Consider the following 15,493-nt stretch of genomic DNA (forward strand, 5'->3'; position numbering starts at 1 on the left):
TAGATGGCACGTTCACTAAAAAAAGGTCCTTACATTGATTACCGCCTTGATAACAAGGTTCAAGTTATGAATGATTCTGGCAAGAAGTCAGTAATCAAAACTTGGTCAAGACGTTCAATGATTTCTCCAGATTTCGTTGGTCACACATTCGCGGTTCACAATGGGAATAAGTTTATTCCGGTTTATGTAACTGAGAACATGGTAGGTCACAAGTTGGGTGAATTTTCACCAACGCGTAACTTCCGTGGTCACATTGCGAAGAAAGACAAAGGTAAAAAGTAAAAAGGGTGACCTTCGGGTCCTGTAATCAGATATTGTAAAATGGAAGCAATTGCTAAATTAAGAAATGTTCCTACGTCACCTCAGAAGATGCGTATTGTCGCAGATATGGTACGTGGACAGAAAGTATCCAAAGCATTGGGTATCTTGAAATTTGAGCCCAAAGTTGGTGCGAAGGCTATTGAGAAATTGTTGCTCTCAGCCGTTTCTAACTGGCAAAACAAGCATGTGGATGCTAAAATTGAGGAGGCTGACTTGTTCATCAAGACGATCTTCGTCGATGGAGGTGCTTCAATCAAGCGTTTACGTCCAGCTCCGCAAGGACGTGGTCACCGCATCTTGAAGCGTTCAAATCACATTACCCTCGTAGTAGCTTCTTCGGCAGCTCCTATCTTGGAAGAAACAACAGCAGAATAATTAACTATTAGATAAAACAAGAAATGGGACAAAAAATTAACCCCGTTGGATTAAGATTAGGTATCGTAAGAGGTTGGGATTCTAACTGGTACGGCGGCAAAACCTTTGCTGATAAACTAGTTGAAGACGAGAAAATCAGAAAATATGTAGCTGCTCGTATTCCAAAAGGATCTATCTCTAAAGTTATTATTGAGCGTACCTTAAAGCGCATCACGTTAACAATCAATACGGCTCGTGCTGGTGTTGTTATTGGAAAGCAAGGTGCTGAGGTAGACAAGGTAAAAGAAGAGTTAAAAGCCATCACTGGTAAGGATGTTCAAATCAACATCTTTGAAATTAAGCGTCCTGAGATTGATGCTAAATTAATCGGTGAAGCCATTGCTCAACAATTACAAGCTCGTATTTCATTCCGTCGTGCGATGAAACAAGCTATTGCTTCGGCAATGCGTGTGGGTGCACAAGGAATCAAATTAAAATTATCAGGTCGTTTAGGTGGTGCTGAGATGGCACGTTCTGAAGGATACAAGGAGGGTCGTATTCCGCTTCATACGCTTCGTGCGGATGTAGATTATGCAATCTCTGAAGCGTTAACTGTTTACGGAAAGATCGGTATTAAGGTATGGGTATTCCGTGGTGAGGTTTTCGGTAAGCCAGATTTGTCGCCAAACGCGAACATGGGCTTGCAGTCTACAGCAGCAGATTCTCGCCCAGGTGACCGTGGTGGTCGTCCAGGTGACCGTGGTGGTCGCGGACGTCGTCCAGATGGTGATCAAGGTGGAGATCGTAACAAGGCAGGTGGTCCAGGTGCCGGTGGTCGTGGACGTGGTGGAAAACGCTAATTGCCTAAAATAAATCAAGAAATAGATATTAGACTTTTAAGAAGATGTTACAACCAAAAAGAACCAAATTTCGTAAGTCCCAAAAAGGCCGCGTAAGAGGTGTTGCCACACGTGGGCACGAAATTGATTTTGGATCATTCGCTATTAAATCGTTAGAGCCAGGTCGTGTTACAGCACGTCAGATTGAGGCTGCTCGTATTTCGGTTACTCGTGCTATGAAGCGTGAAGGCCAAGTTTGGATCCGTATTTTCCCTGACAAAGTAATTACGAAAAAACCTGCAGAGGTTCGTATGGGTAAGGGAAAGGGAGCTCCAGAGTATTGGGTAGCTAACGTTCGTCCAGGAACTATTTTGTTTGAATCGGCGGGTGTACCTTTAGCAATTGCTCAAGAAGCATTGCGTTTGGCAGCTCAAAAATTGCCGATGCGCACGAAGTTTGTCGTACGTAGAGATTATTCAGAATAGGTTTTAGGCCTGATGGTTTAAACATCCAAATAGCATTGTTATGAAAAACGCAGAAATAAATAAATTAGGAGTAGACGAATTGAAGAAAGCCATTGCGGCTGAGCAAGAGAACTTGACTCGTTTGAAATTAGCGCACGCTATTTCACCGATCGAGAATCCAATGCGTATTCGCGAAACTCGTCGTGTGATTGCTAAGTTAGAGACAGCTCTTACAAAAGCATCAAACGCATAAGTAAAAATTAATTTTAATAGATTGTGTCCACATACGGCTCACGATCAATTGTTTAACAAGTTAACAAACCAACGATGGAACAGAGAAATCTAAGAAAGGTAAGGATTGGGAAAGTAGTTAGTGATAAGATGGATAAGTCAATCACATTAACTGTTGACCGTAAGGTAAAACACCCCTTGTACGGAAAGTTCGTACAGAAGACTACAAAATTGATGGCACATGATGAGAATAATGATTGTGGTATCGGTGATACAGTGAAAGTGATGGAAACACGTCCTCTTTCAAAAAATAAGCGTTGGAGATTAGTCGAAATTATCGCTAAAGCGAAATAAGGCTCTCTTGTTATTCAATTTTAAAATTTAAAGATCAAAGATAATGTTACAGCAGGAATCAAGATTGGGTGTAGCGGATAATTCTGGAGCAAAAGAAGTTTTGGTAATTCGCGTGTTAGGCGGTACTGGTAAGAGATACGCTTCTATTGGCGATAAGATTGTCGTTTCAGTTAAATCAGCTCTTTCTTCATCTAATATGAAAAAAGGTACGGTTTCTCGTGCGGTGGTTGTTCGCACGAAAAAAGAAATTCGTCGTAAGGATGGTACATATATTCGTTTTGAAGATAACGCAGCTGTGTTATTGAACGCGAATGATGAGCCAAGAGGAACTCGTATTTTCGGGCCAGTTGCTCGTGAATTGCGTGAGGCAGGTTTTATGAAAATCGTTTCCTTAGCCCCTGAAGTTTTATAAGATCGATGACATATTGGGTTAACCAATAGAAAGAATCATACAATGGAAAAGAAAATTATCAAGCAAACAAAATTGCACATCAAAAAAGGTGATACAGTGATGGTTATCGCTGGTAACGCAAAAGGTAAAACGGGTGTTATCCAAGAAGTAATCACAGAAAAATCACGTGCAATCGTGGAAGGTGCTAACCTTCAAACAAAACACGTTAAGCCTTCAGCGAGCAATCCTCAAGGTGGTATCGAGAAGCGTGAAGGTTCAATCCATATCTCTAACCTAATGGTTGTTGAAAATGGAAAGGCAGTTCGCACAGGACGTAAGCTAAACGAGAAAGGTAAATTACAACGTTACTCAAAAGCAACGGGCAAGTTTATCGCATAATTAGAATGTAAAACGTGGGTCGGAAATCCACAAAATATAAGAACATGGCAGTACCTAGATTAAAAGAGCGTTATCTGAAAGAGGTTGTACCTGGCTTGAAAACTAAGTTTGAGTACAAATCAGTAATGCAAGTTCCTAAGATTACTAAAATCGTAATCAACAAGGGTGTTGGAGCGGCAGTATCCGACAAAAAATTAGTAGACGTTGCAGTGGAAGAAATTACACAAATCGCTGGTCAAAAAGCGGTTGCGACAATCTCTAAGAAAGCGATCTCCAACTTTAAATTGCGTGAGAACATGCCTATCGGTGTGAAAGTAACGTTACGTGGTGATCGTATGTATGAGTTCTTGGATCGTTTAACTACGGTTTCTTTGGCTCGTGTACGTGACTTCAAAGGTGTTTCAGAGAAAGGTTTCGATGGCCGTGGTAATTATACTTTAGGTGTAAAGGAACAAATCATCTTCCCTGAGATTTCAATTGATAAAGTTTCTAAAATCTCCGGTATGGATATCACGTTTGTGACGACTGCACCAACGGACGAAGAGGCTTACGCTTTACTAGCAGCAATTGGAATGCCTTTTTCAAATATTAAAAAATAATTGCCGCAAGGCTTCATAACCCCTTTAAAATTTTTACAAAATGGCTAAAGAGTCAGTAAAAGCAAGAGAAAGAAAACGCGAAGCAGCAGTTGCGAAATATGCAGCTAAGCGTGCCGCTTTGAAAGCAGCTGGAGATTACTTAGGTTTAGATAAATTGCCTAAAAATGCTTCTCCAGTGCGTTTACACAACCGTTGTAAACTAACAGGTCGTCCTCGTGGATACATGCGTAAGTTCGGAATTAGCCGTGTTACGTTCCGTGAAATGGCTTCAAACGGATTGATTCCAGGTGTGACTAAGTCAAGCTGGTAAGATAAAATTTGATTAATTAAATTCATTTCTGTAATTTTGCATCCCGGTTTTTCGGAGTGCGGCAAATTTAAAAACAATGACAGATCCAATAGCAGACTATTTAACCCGATTGAGAAACGCGCTTAAGGCACGCCATAGGGTAGTTGAAATTCCTGCTTCCAACATTAAAAAGGAAATCACGAAAGTGCTTTTTGATAAAGGATACATTTCAAACTATAAGTTCGATGATTCTTCCGTACAAGGAACAATCAAGATTGCTTTGAAATACAACTCAGTAACGAAGCAACCCGCTATCGTTAACTTGACTCGTATCTCGAAACCAGGTCTTCGTAAATACAATGGTGCTGAAGAGTTGCCACGCGTATTGAACGGCTTAGGTATCGCTATCTTATCTACTTCAAAAGGAGTAATTACAGATAAGGAAGCTCGTACACTTCACGTAGGTGGAGAAGTACTTTGCTACGTATATTAATTGTTTCACGCTGAAAGGGGGCAACTCGTAATTTAAGCTAATATTTATTTTATGTCTAGAATTGGAAAGAAGATTATCACATTACCTGCTGGAGTTTCAGTAGAAGTTAGTGCTGGTAATTTGGTAACAGTGAAAGGTCCTAAAGGAACTTTGTCACAACAAATTGATCAAGATATCATCGTTAATATTGAGGATGGTGTGTTGACAGTAGCTCGTCCAACTGAGCAAAAGCGTCACAAAGCAATGCACGGTTTATATCGTTCATTAATCAACAACATGGTTGTAGGTGTAAGTGAAGGCTATAAGAAAGATTTAGAGATTATCGGGGTTGGTTACAAAGCCGCTAATCAAGGAAATATTTTGGAATTAAGCTTGGGATATTCTCACGCTATTTTCATGTCGATCCCTGCTGAAATTAAGGTAGCAACGGCGATGGAAAAAGGTAAAAACCCAATGGTTGTTTTAGAAGGTATCGACAAGCAATTGATCGGTCAAGTAGCTGCTAAAATCAAATCATTACGTCCAGTTGAGCCATACAAAGGTAAAGGTGTTCGTTTCTTGGGTGAGCAAGTACGTCGTAAAGCTGGTAAAGCAGGCGGTAAGAAATAAATTATAAGCGTGGGCCGGAAATCCACACAAACAAGTTAAACAATGGCAACAACAAAAGAATTACGCAGAACCCGCATTAAGCGTGCGATTCGTGCTAAGATAGCTGGATCAGCTGAGCGTCCTCGCTTAACAGTTTATCGTTCTAACACAGCAGTTTATGCGCAGTTAGTAGACGATTTGGCTGGTAAAACATTGTTCTCTGCGACTTCTTACAAGAAGGACAAAGTAAACAATAACATCGAAGCTGCGAAAACAGTAGGTTTGGCAATCGCGAAAGCGGCAGCTGCTGCTGGAATTACGAAAGTAGTTTTCGATCGTAACGGTTATTTATATCACGGAAGAATTAAATCATTAGCTGAAGGCGCTCGCGAGGGTGGCTTACAATTTTAATAAGATATGTCGCATTTACAAGCAAAACCAATTAAGGTTAACGAGGGTGAGTTGAAGGAGAAGGTAGTAGCCATCAACCGTGTTGCCAAAGTGGTAAAAGGGGGTCGTCGTTTTAGTTTTTCTGCTATCGTAGTAGTAGGAGATGGTAACGGGGTCGTTGGATACGGTTTAGGAAAAGCAAACGAGGTTACTGATGCAATCACAAAAGGTATCGAAGATGCAAAGAAGAATTTGTTCCAAATTCCTTTGTTGAAGAAAACGGTTCCTCACGAGCAATTAGGTAAATTCTCCGGTGGTTTCGTTTTAGTTAAGCCAGCTGCTCCAGGTACAGGATTGATCGCCGGTGGTGCGATGCGTGCTGTATTGGAATCTGCAGGTATCCACGATGTCCTAGCAAAATCAAAAGGTTCTTCTAACCCACACAACGTGGTTAAAGCAACAATTGATGCATTAGTTAAGATGCGTGCACCACATACTGTTGCATTCCAACGTGGAATTTCAGTAGCGAAAGTATTTAATGGATAATCCGAGCGCTTCAAGCCTCACTAATAGAACAGAAGATGTCTAAAGTTAAAATTACTCAAGTTAAGAGTGCAATTAAACGCCCAGAAGTACAAAAACGTACAATCCAAGCGTTAGGATTAGGAAAGATCCGTAAATCCGTAGAACATGAATTAAATCCAGCTATTGCAGGTATGATTCGTGCGGTAGGTCACTTGATCGTTGTCGAAAATATTTAATAAACACGCGAGTTGCCAGCAATGGCAGCGTTAAGCCCCAATTACAATGAAATTATCATCGTTAAAGCCTGCTGAAGGCTCAGTAAAAGTAAGAAAAAGAGTAGGTCGTGGTCAAGGTTCTGGTTTAGGTGGAACTTCTGCTCGTGGTCACAAAGGAGCTCAGTCTCGTTCAGGTTACTCACGTAAGCGTGGATTTGAAGGTGGTCAAATGCCTATCCAACGTCGTGTTCCTAAGTTCGGTTTCAAGAACATCAATCGTGTAGAATACAAAGCAATCAACTTGGATACGTTACAAGCATTAGCTGACGCAACAGGTTCGAAAGTAATCACATTTGAAACTCTTTACAGCAATGGTTTAGTATCTAAGTCTGACTTAGTGAAAATCCTTAGCCGTGGAGCCGTTACTACTGCGTTAGAAGTAACTGTTAAAGGTTTCTCAGGTGCTGCTAAAGCTGCTATCGAAGCTGCTGGCGGTAAAGCAATTGTTGGTTAATCCTCTATTCTAATCGAATGAACAAGTTAATAACAACTTTCAAGCATATTTTCGCAATTGAAGAATTGAGAGGACGTATCATTAATACGCTTCTCTTCATTGCTTTCTTCCGTTTGGGATCTTTTATCGTTTTACCTGGTGTAGATGCGACTAAATTGTCTCAAGGTGGAGATGGTGGTTTATTCGGCTTGTTGAATATGTTCTCTGGTGGTGCCTTGAGCAACGCCTCTGTTTTTGCATTAGGTATCATGCCATACATTTCGGCATCTATCGCAATTCAGTTATTGACTATCGCCCTTCCGTATTTCCAAAAAATGCAGAAAGACGGCGAATCTGGTCGTAAAAAATTGAACCAAATCACCCGTATCCTTACAATCTTCGTTACCGCGGCACAAGGTTTTACTTATTTGCAAGTAACAATTCCAACAGAAGCAATCATGGTTGATCCTTGGTTCTTCCGTCTTTATGGAGTTGCTATCTTAGTAGGTGGTACTATGTTGTGTATGTGGTTAGGAGAGAAAATTACGGATAAAGGTATCGGTAACGGTATCTCGATGTTGATCATGATCGGTATCGTATCTCGTTTCCCTTCTTCTTTATTACAAGAAGCCGGCTCACGTGGTATGTCAGGAGCCTTGTTATTTATCATTGAAGTTATCGCATTATTCTTTGTCGTAATGGGTGCTGTAATGGTAACGCAAGCGGTTCGTCGTATTCCTGTTCAATATGCAAAGCAAGTTGTAGGTGCTAAGACAACAGCTGCTGCCGTAGGTGGTGAGCGTCAATACATTCCGATGAAGTTAAACGCATCTGGTGTTATGCCAATCATCTTCGCTCAAGCGTTAATGTTTATTCCTGGTTTAGTTGCTCAATCTTTTGCTGAGAAATCAGAATTTGCGGCTTCGGTAGCTCAATCGTTTGGTGACTTTACTACATGGCAATACAATGCATTATTTGCATTCTTAATCATTGTCTTTACATTCTTTTACACAGCTATCTCCATCAACCCAACGCAAATTTCAGATGATATGAAGCGTGGTGGTGGTTTCGTACCCGGTGTTAAGCCAGGCGAGGAGACAGCTGGTTTTATTGCGAGCATTTTAGATCGTATCACATTGCCAGGTGCAATTATGTTATCGATCATTGCGATTCTTCCTGCGATTGCCAACTTGTTTGGCGTGACACGTGGGTTTGCTTCCTTCTTTGGTGGTACATCTTTGTTGATCTTAGTAGGTGTCGTATTAGATACATTGCAACAAGTTGAAAGTTACTTGTTGATGCGTAAGTATGAAGGTTTAATGCAGTCGGGACGTGTGAAAGGACGTTCAGAAGTGATCGGTCGATAGGGATGATTTACCTAAAGACACCCGAAGAGATGGCCATCATTCAAGCGAATGGCGAGATTTTAGGGAAGTGTCATGCGGAAGTAGCGAAGGCGATTCAGCCGGGTGTTACAACCTTAGCATTAGACAAAATTGCTTATGAGTTTATTAAGGATAATGGGGCACACCCGTCCTTCTTAAACTACCAAGTAGGAAATAAGAAGTATGCTTATTCACTATGTATTTCGGTAAATGATGTGGTTGTTCACGGTTTACCAGGAGCGTTAGTCTTACAAGAAGGCGATATTATCTCCATTGATGCAGGTGTTTATAAGAATAAGTTTCATGCCGATAGCGCCTATACGTACGGAATAGGAAATGTAGGAGCTGAGGTACAGAAATTAATGCAAGTGACAAAAGAGTCCTTGTATTTGGGTTTGAATCAAGCCCAAGCAGGTAAGCGAGTAGGTGATGTGGGTAACGCAGTGCAAGTGTATACGGAATCACTGGGTTATGGAGTTGTTCGGGAGTTAGTAGGTCATGGTGTAGGTAAAAGTCTACATGAAAGTCCAGAAGTTCCCAACTACGGTCGCCGCGGAGACGGTGCTAAATTGAAAGAAGGAATGGTCATTGCGATCGAACCGATGATCAACTTAGGGAAACGCCAGATTTCGGTTGACAAAGATGGATGGACGATTCGGACGATAGACCGTAAGGCAAGCGCCCATTTTGAGCATACAGTAGGAGTTACTGCTGCAGGCCCAAAAGCATTGACAACATTTGCTTACATAGAAGAAGTACTAAAAACCTCAACAGTATTGTTGAATATTTAAAAATATTATGGCTAAACAATCTTCGATCGAAGTAGACGGAATTATTTTGGAAGCTCTTTCGAACGCCATGTTTCGAGTAGAATTAGAAAATACACATCAAGTGATTGCTCACATTTCGGGCAAGATGCGTATGAACTACATTAAGATTCTACCGGGTGATAAGGTTAAGTTGGAGATGTCTCCATATGATTTGAGTAAAGCTAGAATTGTTTATCGTTACAAGTAAAAATAGGGTTTGACCCATAAAATTAAATAAAATGAAAGTTAAAGCATCTATTAAAAAGCGTAGTGCGGACTGCAAAGTGATTCGTCGTCACGGTAAGCTTTACGTTATTAACAAGAAGAATCCGAAGTTCAAACAAAGACAAGGATAATTCAAACTAAATTGATTAATCACAACAATTAATTACCTATATGGCTCGTATTGCAGGGGTTGATATTCCCGACAAAAAAAGAGGAGAGATTGCATTGACTTATATTTTTGGTATTGGTCGCAGCACTGCTCAAAAGATTTTAACGAAGGCAGCAGTTTCTTTTGATAAGAAAGCTGGTGAGTGGAACGACACGGAAGCTAACGCTATTCGTGCGATCATCGCAGCAGAATTCAAAACAGAAGGTCAGCTGAAGTCTGAAGTTCAATTGAACATCAAGCGTTTGATGGACATCGGTTGTTACCGTGGATTGCGTCACCGTAAAGGTCTTCCAGTACGTGGTCAACGCACGAAGAACAACTCACGTACTCGTAAGGGACGTCGTAAGACAGTTGCTAACAAGAAAAAAGTAACTAAATAATAAGTAGAGGAAATACCTCACACCCAATTTTATTTATCAAATAGTATGGCACAAGCAAAAAGAAAAGATAAAGCGAAGAAAAGGGTTGTTGTAGTTGAGCAAGTTGGTCAAGTACACATCAAAGCTTCCTTTAACAACATCATTATCTCCATTACAAACTCAGCAGGTCAAGTGATCTCTTGGGCATCAGCAGGAAAGATGGGTTTCCGTGGTTCTAAGAAAAACACTCCTTATGCAGCCCAAATGGCAGCATCGAACTGTGCAGCAGTAGCTGTAGAGGCTGGAATGAAGAAAGCGGAAGTTTTTGTAAAGGGACCGGGAGCTGGACGTGAGTCTGCAATCCGTACCATCCAAAACTCAGGTATCGAAGTATCACTTATCCGTGATATCACTCCAATGCCTCACAATGGATGTCGTCCTCCAAAACGTCGTCGCGTTTAATAATTTTTATGCAGGGGTAATTAGTAATTATTTTCCCCCGCTTTTTTTCACAATTTAATTACTTCACTGCACATAAGAGGTGCATTGACTTTTAACACAAAATGGCTAGATACACAGGTCCAAAATCCAAGATTGCGCGTCGTTTCGGCGAGCCAATTTTAGGTCCGAGCAAAGCATTAGCTCGTAAAAATTATGCTCCAGGTATGCACGGTAAAGGGAAACGTTCAAAGGTTTCTGAATATGCTGTTCAATTAAAGGAGAAGCAAAAAGTTAAATATACGTACGGTATCTTAGAACGTCAGTTCGAGAACCTATTCCACAAAGCCGCTGTAAAAGAGGGTATCACAGGTGAGAACTTGTTAAAATTGTGTGAAGCACGTTTAGATAATACAGTATATCGTTTGGGAATTGCACCGACTCGTCGTGCTGCACGCCAATTGGTTATCCACAAACACATCATTGTAGACGGTGAAGTAGTAAATGTGCCATCTTACTCTTTGCGCGCAGGTCAATTGATCGGTGTTCGTGAGAAATCAAAATCGTTAGAAGTTGTGACTAACTCATTGGCTGGACGTTCTCCAAAACGTTACAACTGGTTAGAGTGGTCTGAAAGTGATATGGTTGGTAAATTCTTGGCTTACCCAGAAAGAGATCAAATCACAGAGAATTTCAACGAGCAAGCGATTGTCGAGTTGTACTCTAAATAATCCCTAGGGTTATTTTTTAACATTAACAGTACCAATAACGTTTTTTCAGTATCATTTTAAGCTACGAAATATGTCAATATTAGCATTCCAAATGCCCGAAAAAGTTGTGATGGAGAAAGCCGATGACTTTCACGGGTTATTTGAGTTCAAGCCACTCGAAAAAGGTTACGGTGTTACCATTGGTAACGCGCTTCGTAGAATCTTGCTTTCTTCTTTAGAGGGATATGCAATCACGAGCGTTAAGATTTCTGGTGTACTTCACGAGTTTTCTGCTATCGAAGGTGTACATGAAGATGTATCTGAAATCATCTTAAACTTGAAAAAAGTTCGCTTCAAAAAAGCGCAAGAGATTTTAGACAACAAGGTGACATTAAAAGTAAAAGGCCAAACAGCCATTACTGCTGGTGACATCGCAAAATTCACACCTTATTTCACAATTTTAAATCCTGATTTAGTGATCTGCCACCTTGATTCTTCGAAAGAAGTTGAGGTTGAATTAATCATCGAAAAAGGTCGTGGTTATGTACCCGCTGATGAGCCTCGCGCAAACGAGCTTCCTTTCGGTCACATTGCTATCGATTCCATCTACACGCCAATCAAGAATGTTAAATTTAGCATCGAAAATACACGTGTAGAACAAAAAACTGATTACGAGAAATTAGTTCTTGATATCGAAACGGATGGTTCTATCCACCCAGAAGATGCATTGAAAGGTGCTGCGTATATCTTGATCCAACACTTTATGTTGTTCTCTGATCAAACAATGACGTTCGAAACACCAAAAGCGGAAGAAGACAATGTTGTTGATGAGGAAATGCTTCACATGCGCAAGTTATTGAAGACTTCATTAGCTGACCTAGACCTTTCTGTTCGTGCTTACAACTGCTTAAAATCAGCAGACGTTCGTACACTTGGAGAATTAGCGAAATTAGAGATTTCAGATATGATGAAATTCCGTAACTTTGGTAAGAAGTCTTTGACCGAGTTAGAACAATTGATCGAAGAAAAAGGTCTTACGTTCGGAATGGATGTATCTAAATATCGTTTAGACGAAGATTAATTAATTATAAAAAAGTAATAGGTGGTTTACAGGTCGTAAACTAACCGCAGCTCGAAAGAGCTTTTAACTTACGAAATACAACAATGAGACACGGTAAAAAATTCAATCACTTAGGAAGAACAGCTTCCCACAGAGCAGCCTTATTATCTAATATGGCCTCTTCGTTAATCTTGCACAAACGTATCGAAACAACTGTTGCGAAAGCAAAAGAATTGCGTAAATACATTGAGCCAATGGTTACGAAATCAAAAACAGATAGCACGAACAATCGTCGTGTGGTTTTCTCTTATTTACAAAATAAAGATGCCATTAAAGAATTGTTTAGCATCGTTTCTGAAAAAGTTGCGAACCGTCCAGGTGGTTATACACGTATTATCAAATTAGGTAATCGTCTTGGTGATAACGCAGAAATGTGCTTCATTGAATTAGTTGACTTCAACGAAACAATGTTAGCTGCTTCTGCAGAGAAAGCTGGTAAGACTCGTCGTAGTCGCCGTGCTGGAGCTAAGAAGGAAGAAACAGTAGCAGCTGCTCCAGTTGCTGAAGTTCCTTCTGCTGAAGTTGTTGAAGATGCTCCTGAAGCACCTGCAACGGAGGAGCCTACTGAAGAAAAAGGAGAAGACGCTTAAGATTCTTTTCTTATATTTTTTTGAAGGGCTTCAACGTATAGTTGAAGCCCTTTTTTTAGGATTTTTACATTTTTGATTAATATTTATGAAAGTTTCAGAGTCAACACCTGCAGTACTCTTACTTCAAGATGGAACCTTATTTCACGGTAAAGCCCTAGGTAAAATCGGAACCCATGGTGGCGAGATTTGCTTTAATACCGGAATGACGGGATACCAAGAAATTTATACCGATCCTTCCTATAGTGGCCAAGTAATTATTAATACCACAGCGCACATTGGTAATTATGGCGTTATCAGCCAAGATGAGGCCGAATCAAATCAAGTACAAATTGCAGGTATGGTTTGTAATGAATTTGCAAGTTTGCACTCGCGTGCTACAGCGGATGGTTCATTGCAGGATTATTTAGCTGATGCGGGTATCGTAGGTATTTCGGGTATTGATACGCGCGCCTTAGTACGTCATATTCGTACGCAGGGTGTTATGAATTGCTTGATTTCTTCAGAGATTTCGGATATCGCTACCTTGCAGGCTGAATTAGCGAAGATTCCTTCGATGGAAGGACTTGAACTATCTTCGCAGGTATGTACAAAGCAAGCTTATTTCATGGGTAATCCTACGGCCACCTATAAAATTGCTGTTTTGGATCTTGGTGTTAAGAAAAGCATCTTGACGAATTTCACTGATCGCGATTGTTACTTACAGGTATTTCCTGCTAAAACTCCTTTCGCGGAAATTGCTGCTTGGAATCCTGATGGATACTTTGTTTCGAATGGACCTGGTGATCCGTCAACGATGCCTTACGCAGTTGAAACGGTTTCCCAATTCCTTGCGTCAGATAAACCGGTATTCGGAATTTGCCTTGGACATCAAATTTTAGCCCAAGTATGTGGCTTGTCTACCTATAAAATGCATAATGGTCACCGCGGGTTAAATCATCCGGTTAAAAACCTCGTAACGGGACTTTCTGAAATCACTTCCCAGAATCATGGTTTTGCCGTGAAAATGGACGAGTTGAAGTCCTCAGAAAAAGCGGAATTGACGCATATCAACCTGAATGACCAAACAGTAGAAGGACTTCGTGTCAAAGGTCGTAAGGCTTTCTCGGTACAACATCACCCAGAGGCATCCCCTGGACCGCATGATTCTCGCTACTTATTTGATCAGTTTGTTGATTTATTGAAGTAGAAACTGATAAAACGAAAGCCCATCCGTATGGTTGGGCTTTTTTATGCGTTAAAAACACTAGCTTTGGCAATCCTCCAAGGTTTGCCAAAGCTAACTACCGATTTGTAAACCCAAACAAGGCATTCTCCTTAATCATGGCTGCCACCGAACTTGGGACCAATTTCTCCCATTCTCCCGGACCTTGCTGAATCATATCCAATACCTTGTCGGTACGAATGTTCATCAGTTTCTCGTCGGATTTTTTGATGTCGACCAACTTTGTATTATCCATTAAATACTGATATAAACCTTTCAGGTGTGGTTCAGGTTTAAAGGATTTCAAATTCAAGACAGAACCTTGATCATCAATCGTAGGGTACAAGTATAATTTGATATTATGACCAAATAGATTCGCAAAGGCACTCAATATGCCACCTTCAAGATGCGTGTAATGCTTCTCCTCAAAGATGTATTCAAGGTTGGGCATCCCCATGATTAATGCCATTTTTAGTTTCGAGAACTGACTTAAGAAGGCAACCAATTTGAAATATTCATGAAAATTGGAAATCAAAACGGTTTGGCCTAACGAACATAGGATGTCTACGCGGTCAAGAAAATCCTTCTCATTGATGTTATGTGTTCCATCTTCCAAACTCCGCAACGTTAATTCCGATAATACACAAACCTTATCATCATCGACATCTGCCTCTTGCTCAAACTGCGATTGCCCCTTCTTCAACATGTCTAAAAAGATGTTGGTAACCGGTCTAAACCGTCCGCGTATCGCTACGATATGTTTCTTCGCTAAGGCATCATAAGGCTGCATGACAGTGCCATCCGGTCCAAATACAGCCGCTTGTGTGTAACCATGTTTGACTAAATACAAAGACATCAAGCGATTATCGACCTCTTTGAAATCCGCACCTTCAAAACGAATCATATCGATTTCAATCCGATCACGAGACAAATCATCTAATAGCGAAAGCAATAGTTTCTCTGGATCTTCATGATAGAAATAGCAACCATAAAGTAAGTTTACGCCGATAATCCCAAGTGCTTGTTGTTGTAAAATATTGTCATTGTCCAACATATTCACGTGGATGACAACATTATTTACAGGGCCATTAGGCCGTAATTGAAAGCGTAGTCCAATCCAGCCATGCGCATCATTTGTCTTCTGATAATTTAATGCGGAAACGGTATCGGCAAAGGCAAAGAACCTTTTTTCGGCGGCACTTTCCGTCAAACGAACTTGAAGTAATTTATATTCCCGGTTTAACATTTTCATTAAACGCGGCTCACAAACATATTTGCCAGATTCTTCCTCACCATAAATGGCATCAGAAAAGGCCATGTCATAGGCTGAGATGGTTTTGGCGATGGTGCCAGATGCTCCTCCTGCTTTAAAAAAATTAGCTGCTACTTCTTGGCCCGCACCGATTTCGGCAAAGGAGCCGTAAATGCTACGATCTAAATTGATCTTTAGTGCTTTTTGTTTCGTTCCAATGGATTTCAATGCTGTGGTCATCGACGAATAGGTTTGTTGTTGAATTGCTTAGGCAACAGCAAGTTAAAAAA

At 40.7% G+C, this 15,493-nt stretch carries 27 protein-coding genes; 26 read left to right on the forward strand and 1 reads right to left on the reverse strand.

Annotated elements, in window-relative coordinates; translation table 11 throughout:
• The first annotated feature begins 3 nt into the window (after positions 1-3).
• The 26 genes from rpsS (at position 4) to carA (ending at position 13,936) form a co-directional block, all read left to right on the forward strand.
• Complete coding sequence (gene rpsS / locus PQG45_RS06875) at positions 4-282, forward strand: 30S ribosomal protein S19 (protein WP_315574833.1); 279 nt, start codon at positions 4-6, stop codon at positions 280-282.
• A 39-nt stretch (positions 283-321) separates the two neighbouring features.
• Positions 322-696: a 50S ribosomal protein L22 gene (rplV, locus tag PQG45_RS06880; protein ID WP_315574834.1), complete on the forward strand. Its 375-nt coding sequence runs from the start codon at positions 322-324 to the stop codon at positions 694-696.
• Positions 697-719: 23 nt separating this feature from the next.
• Positions 720-1,535 carry a 30S ribosomal protein S3 gene (rpsC, locus tag PQG45_RS06885; RefSeq protein WP_315574836.1) on the forward strand — a complete coding sequence of 272 codons (816 nt, stop codon included), beginning with the start codon at positions 720-722 and terminating at the stop codon, positions 1,533-1,535.
• 44 nt (positions 1,536-1,579) lie between these two features.
• Positions 1,580-1,999 carry a 50S ribosomal protein L16 gene (gene rplP / locus PQG45_RS06890; protein ID WP_315574838.1) on the forward strand — a complete coding sequence of 140 codons (420 nt, stop codon included), beginning with the start codon at positions 1,580-1,582 and terminating at the stop codon, positions 1,997-1,999.
• A gap of 40 nt (positions 2,000-2,039) precedes the next feature.
• Positions 2,040-2,231: a 50S ribosomal protein L29 gene (rpmC, locus tag PQG45_RS06895; RefSeq protein ID WP_315574839.1), complete on the forward strand. Its 192-nt coding sequence runs from the start codon at positions 2,040-2,042 to the stop codon at positions 2,229-2,231.
• 74 nt (positions 2,232-2,305) lie between these two features.
• Positions 2,306-2,563 (forward strand): 30S ribosomal protein S17, encoded by a 258-nt coding sequence (gene rpsQ, locus PQG45_RS06900; RefSeq protein WP_315574841.1) that lies wholly within the window; start codon positions 2,306-2,308, stop codon positions 2,561-2,563.
• 43 nt (positions 2,564-2,606) lie between these two features.
• Positions 2,607-2,975 carry a 50S ribosomal protein L14 gene (rplN, locus tag PQG45_RS06905; RefSeq protein ID WP_315574843.1) on the forward strand — a complete coding sequence of 123 codons (369 nt, stop codon included), beginning with the start codon at positions 2,607-2,609 and terminating at the stop codon, positions 2,973-2,975.
• Positions 2,976-3,017: 42 nt separating this feature from the next.
• Positions 3,018-3,353 carry a 50S ribosomal protein L24 gene (gene rplX, locus PQG45_RS06910; protein ID WP_315574844.1) on the forward strand — a complete coding sequence of 112 codons (336 nt, stop codon included), beginning with the start codon at positions 3,018-3,020 and terminating at the stop codon, positions 3,351-3,353.
• A gap of 44 nt (positions 3,354-3,397) precedes the next feature.
• Complete coding sequence (gene rplE, locus PQG45_RS06915) at positions 3,398-3,952, forward strand: 50S ribosomal protein L5 (RefSeq protein ID WP_315574846.1); 555 nt, start codon at positions 3,398-3,400, stop codon at positions 3,950-3,952.
• A gap of 40 nt (positions 3,953-3,992) precedes the next feature.
• A complete protein-coding gene (gene rpsN, locus PQG45_RS06920) occupies positions 3,993-4,262 on the forward strand; it encodes a 30S ribosomal protein S14 (RefSeq protein ID WP_315574848.1) in 270 nt (89 codons plus the stop codon).
• 76 nt (positions 4,263-4,338) lie between these two features.
• The gene (gene rpsH / locus PQG45_RS06925) at positions 4,339-4,734 is read left to right on the forward strand and encodes a 30S ribosomal protein S8 (protein ID WP_130895432.1); all 396 of its coding nucleotides are present in this window, start codon (positions 4,339-4,341) and stop codon (positions 4,732-4,734) included.
• 51 nt (positions 4,735-4,785) lie between these two features.
• A complete protein-coding gene (gene rplF, locus PQG45_RS06930; protein WP_315574852.1) occupies positions 4,786-5,343 on the forward strand; it encodes a 50S ribosomal protein L6 in 558 nt (185 codons plus the stop codon).
• 42 nt (positions 5,344-5,385) lie between these two features.
• The gene (rplR, locus tag PQG45_RS06935) at positions 5,386-5,733 is read left to right on the forward strand and encodes a 50S ribosomal protein L18 (RefSeq protein ID WP_315574854.1); all 348 of its coding nucleotides are present in this window, start codon (positions 5,386-5,388) and stop codon (positions 5,731-5,733) included.
• Positions 5,734-5,739: 6 nt separating this feature from the next.
• A complete protein-coding gene (gene rpsE, locus PQG45_RS06940) occupies positions 5,740-6,258 on the forward strand; it encodes a 30S ribosomal protein S5 (RefSeq protein WP_315574856.1) in 519 nt (172 codons plus the stop codon).
• A gap of 35 nt (positions 6,259-6,293) precedes the next feature.
• A complete protein-coding gene (rpmD, locus tag PQG45_RS06945) occupies positions 6,294-6,473 on the forward strand; it encodes a 50S ribosomal protein L30 (protein WP_315574858.1) in 180 nt (59 codons plus the stop codon).
• Positions 6,474-6,519: 46 nt separating this feature from the next.
• Positions 6,520-6,966: a 50S ribosomal protein L15 gene (gene rplO / locus PQG45_RS06950; protein WP_315574860.1), complete on the forward strand. Its 447-nt coding sequence runs from the start codon at positions 6,520-6,522 to the stop codon at positions 6,964-6,966.
• 17 nt (positions 6,967-6,983) lie between these two features.
• Positions 6,984-8,312 carry a preprotein translocase subunit SecY gene (gene secY / locus PQG45_RS06955; RefSeq protein ID WP_315574861.1) on the forward strand — a complete coding sequence of 443 codons (1,329 nt, stop codon included), beginning with the start codon at positions 6,984-6,986 and terminating at the stop codon, positions 8,310-8,312.
• Positions 8,313-8,314: 2 nt separating this feature from the next.
• Positions 8,315-9,121, forward strand: a complete 807-nt coding sequence (gene map / locus PQG45_RS06960; protein WP_315574863.1) for a type I methionyl aminopeptidase — start codon at positions 8,315-8,317, stop codon at positions 9,119-9,121.
• 7 nt (positions 9,122-9,128) lie between these two features.
• The gene (infA, locus tag PQG45_RS06965) at positions 9,129-9,347 is read left to right on the forward strand and encodes a translation initiation factor IF-1 (protein WP_092013982.1); all 219 of its coding nucleotides are present in this window, start codon (positions 9,129-9,131) and stop codon (positions 9,345-9,347) included.
• A gap of 31 nt (positions 9,348-9,378) precedes the next feature.
• Positions 9,379-9,495 carry a type B 50S ribosomal protein L36 gene (gene ykgO / locus PQG45_RS06970; RefSeq protein ID WP_130895424.1) on the forward strand — a complete coding sequence of 39 codons (117 nt, stop codon included), beginning with the start codon at positions 9,379-9,381 and terminating at the stop codon, positions 9,493-9,495.
• Between the two features lie 40 nt (positions 9,496-9,535).
• Complete coding sequence (gene rpsM, locus PQG45_RS06975) at positions 9,536-9,913, forward strand: 30S ribosomal protein S13 (RefSeq protein ID WP_315574870.1); 378 nt, start codon at positions 9,536-9,538, stop codon at positions 9,911-9,913.
• A 45-nt stretch (positions 9,914-9,958) separates the two neighbouring features.
• Entirely contained in the window at positions 9,959-10,354 is a 396-nt protein-coding gene (gene rpsK, locus PQG45_RS06980) for a 30S ribosomal protein S11 (RefSeq protein ID WP_315574872.1), read from the forward strand.
• A gap of 101 nt (positions 10,355-10,455) precedes the next feature.
• Complete coding sequence (gene rpsD / locus PQG45_RS06985; RefSeq protein WP_315574874.1) at positions 10,456-11,061, forward strand: 30S ribosomal protein S4; 606 nt, start codon at positions 10,456-10,458, stop codon at positions 11,059-11,061.
• Between the two features lie 70 nt (positions 11,062-11,131).
• Positions 11,132-12,121 (forward strand): DNA-directed RNA polymerase subunit alpha, encoded by a 990-nt coding sequence (locus PQG45_RS06990; RefSeq protein WP_315574876.1) that lies wholly within the window; start codon positions 11,132-11,134, stop codon positions 12,119-12,121.
• Positions 12,122-12,204: 83 nt separating this feature from the next.
• Positions 12,205-12,750 carry a 50S ribosomal protein L17 gene (gene rplQ, locus PQG45_RS06995; RefSeq protein WP_315574878.1) on the forward strand — a complete coding sequence of 182 codons (546 nt, stop codon included), beginning with the start codon at positions 12,205-12,207 and terminating at the stop codon, positions 12,748-12,750.
• A gap of 85 nt (positions 12,751-12,835) precedes the next feature.
• Positions 12,836-13,936, forward strand: a complete 1,101-nt coding sequence (gene carA, locus PQG45_RS07000) for a glutamine-hydrolyzing carbamoyl-phosphate synthase small subunit (RefSeq protein WP_315574879.1) — start codon at positions 12,836-12,838, stop codon at positions 13,934-13,936.
• Positions 13,937-14,030: 94 nt separating this feature from the next.
• On the opposite strand, the gene PQG45_RS07005 is transcribed toward carA, so the two are convergent.
• Positions 14,031-15,443 carry a TonB-dependent receptor gene (locus PQG45_RS07005; protein WP_316070554.1) on the reverse strand — a complete coding sequence of 471 codons (1,413 nt, stop codon included), beginning with the start codon at positions 15,441-15,443 and terminating at the stop codon, positions 14,031-14,033.
• Positions 15,444-15,493 lie beyond the last annotated feature (50 nt).

This window comes from Aquirufa regiilacus (assembly GCF_032470275.1).
GTDB lineage: Bacteria > Bacteroidota > Bacteroidia > Cytophagales > Spirosomataceae > Aquirufa > Aquirufa regiilacus.

Bases quoted from the DNA above. Each gene is read 5' to 3' on its own strand.
- rpsS (WP_315574833.1), top strand. From the start codon at position 4: ATGGCACGTTCACTAAAAAAAGGTCCTTACATTGATTACCGCCTTGAT.
- rplV (WP_315574834.1), top strand. From the start codon at position 322: ATGGAAGCAATTGCTAAATTAAGAAATGTTCCTACGTCACCTCAGAAG.
- rpsC (WP_315574836.1), top strand. From the start codon at position 720: ATGGGACAAAAAATTAACCCCGTTGGATTAAGATTAGGTATCGTAAGA.
- rplP (WP_315574838.1), top strand. From the start codon at position 1,580: ATGTTACAACCAAAAAGAACCAAATTTCGTAAGTCCCAAAAAGGCCGC.
- rpmC (WP_315574839.1), top strand. From the start codon at position 2,040: ATGAAAAACGCAGAAATAAATAAATTAGGAGTAGACGAATTGAAGAAA.
- rpsQ (WP_315574841.1), top strand. From the start codon at position 2,306: ATGGAACAGAGAAATCTAAGAAAGGTAAGGATTGGGAAAGTAGTTAGT.
- rplN (WP_315574843.1), top strand. From the start codon at position 2,607: ATGTTACAGCAGGAATCAAGATTGGGTGTAGCGGATAATTCTGGAGCA.
- rplX (WP_315574844.1), top strand. From the start codon at position 3,018: ATGGAAAAGAAAATTATCAAGCAAACAAAATTGCACATCAAAAAAGGT.
- rplE (WP_315574846.1), top strand. From the start codon at position 3,398: ATGGCAGTACCTAGATTAAAAGAGCGTTATCTGAAAGAGGTTGTACCT.
- rpsN (WP_315574848.1), top strand. From the start codon at position 3,993: ATGGCTAAAGAGTCAGTAAAAGCAAGAGAAAGAAAACGCGAAGCAGCA.
- rpsH (WP_130895432.1), top strand. From the start codon at position 4,339: ATGACAGATCCAATAGCAGACTATTTAACCCGATTGAGAAACGCGCTT.
- rplF (WP_315574852.1), top strand. From the start codon at position 4,786: ATGTCTAGAATTGGAAAGAAGATTATCACATTACCTGCTGGAGTTTCA.
- rplR (WP_315574854.1), top strand. From the start codon at position 5,386: ATGGCAACAACAAAAGAATTACGCAGAACCCGCATTAAGCGTGCGATT.
- rpsE (WP_315574856.1), top strand. From the start codon at position 5,740: ATGTCGCATTTACAAGCAAAACCAATTAAGGTTAACGAGGGTGAGTTG.
- rpmD (WP_315574858.1), top strand. From the start codon at position 6,294: ATGTCTAAAGTTAAAATTACTCAAGTTAAGAGTGCAATTAAACGCCCA.
- rplO (WP_315574860.1), top strand. From the start codon at position 6,520: ATGAAATTATCATCGTTAAAGCCTGCTGAAGGCTCAGTAAAAGTAAGA.
- secY (WP_315574861.1), top strand. From the start codon at position 6,984: ATGAACAAGTTAATAACAACTTTCAAGCATATTTTCGCAATTGAAGAA.
- map (WP_315574863.1), top strand. From the start codon at position 8,315: ATGATTTACCTAAAGACACCCGAAGAGATGGCCATCATTCAAGCGAAT.
- infA (WP_092013982.1), top strand. From the start codon at position 9,129: ATGGCTAAACAATCTTCGATCGAAGTAGACGGAATTATTTTGGAAGCT.
- ykgO (WP_130895424.1), top strand. From the start codon at position 9,379: ATGAAAGTTAAAGCATCTATTAAAAAGCGTAGTGCGGACTGCAAAGTG.
- rpsM (WP_315574870.1), top strand. From the start codon at position 9,536: ATGGCTCGTATTGCAGGGGTTGATATTCCCGACAAAAAAAGAGGAGAG.
- rpsK (WP_315574872.1), top strand. From the start codon at position 9,959: ATGGCACAAGCAAAAAGAAAAGATAAAGCGAAGAAAAGGGTTGTTGTA.
- rpsD (WP_315574874.1), top strand. From the start codon at position 10,456: ATGGCTAGATACACAGGTCCAAAATCCAAGATTGCGCGTCGTTTCGGC.
- PQG45_RS06990 (WP_315574876.1), top strand. From the start codon at position 11,132: ATGTCAATATTAGCATTCCAAATGCCCGAAAAAGTTGTGATGGAGAAA.
- rplQ (WP_315574878.1), top strand. From the start codon at position 12,205: ATGAGACACGGTAAAAAATTCAATCACTTAGGAAGAACAGCTTCCCAC.
- carA (WP_315574879.1), top strand. From the start codon at position 12,836: ATGAAAGTTTCAGAGTCAACACCTGCAGTACTCTTACTTCAAGATGGA.
- PQG45_RS07005 (WP_316070554.1), bottom strand. From the start codon at position 15,443: ATGACCACAGCATTGAAATCCATTGGAACGAAACAAAAAGCACTAAAG.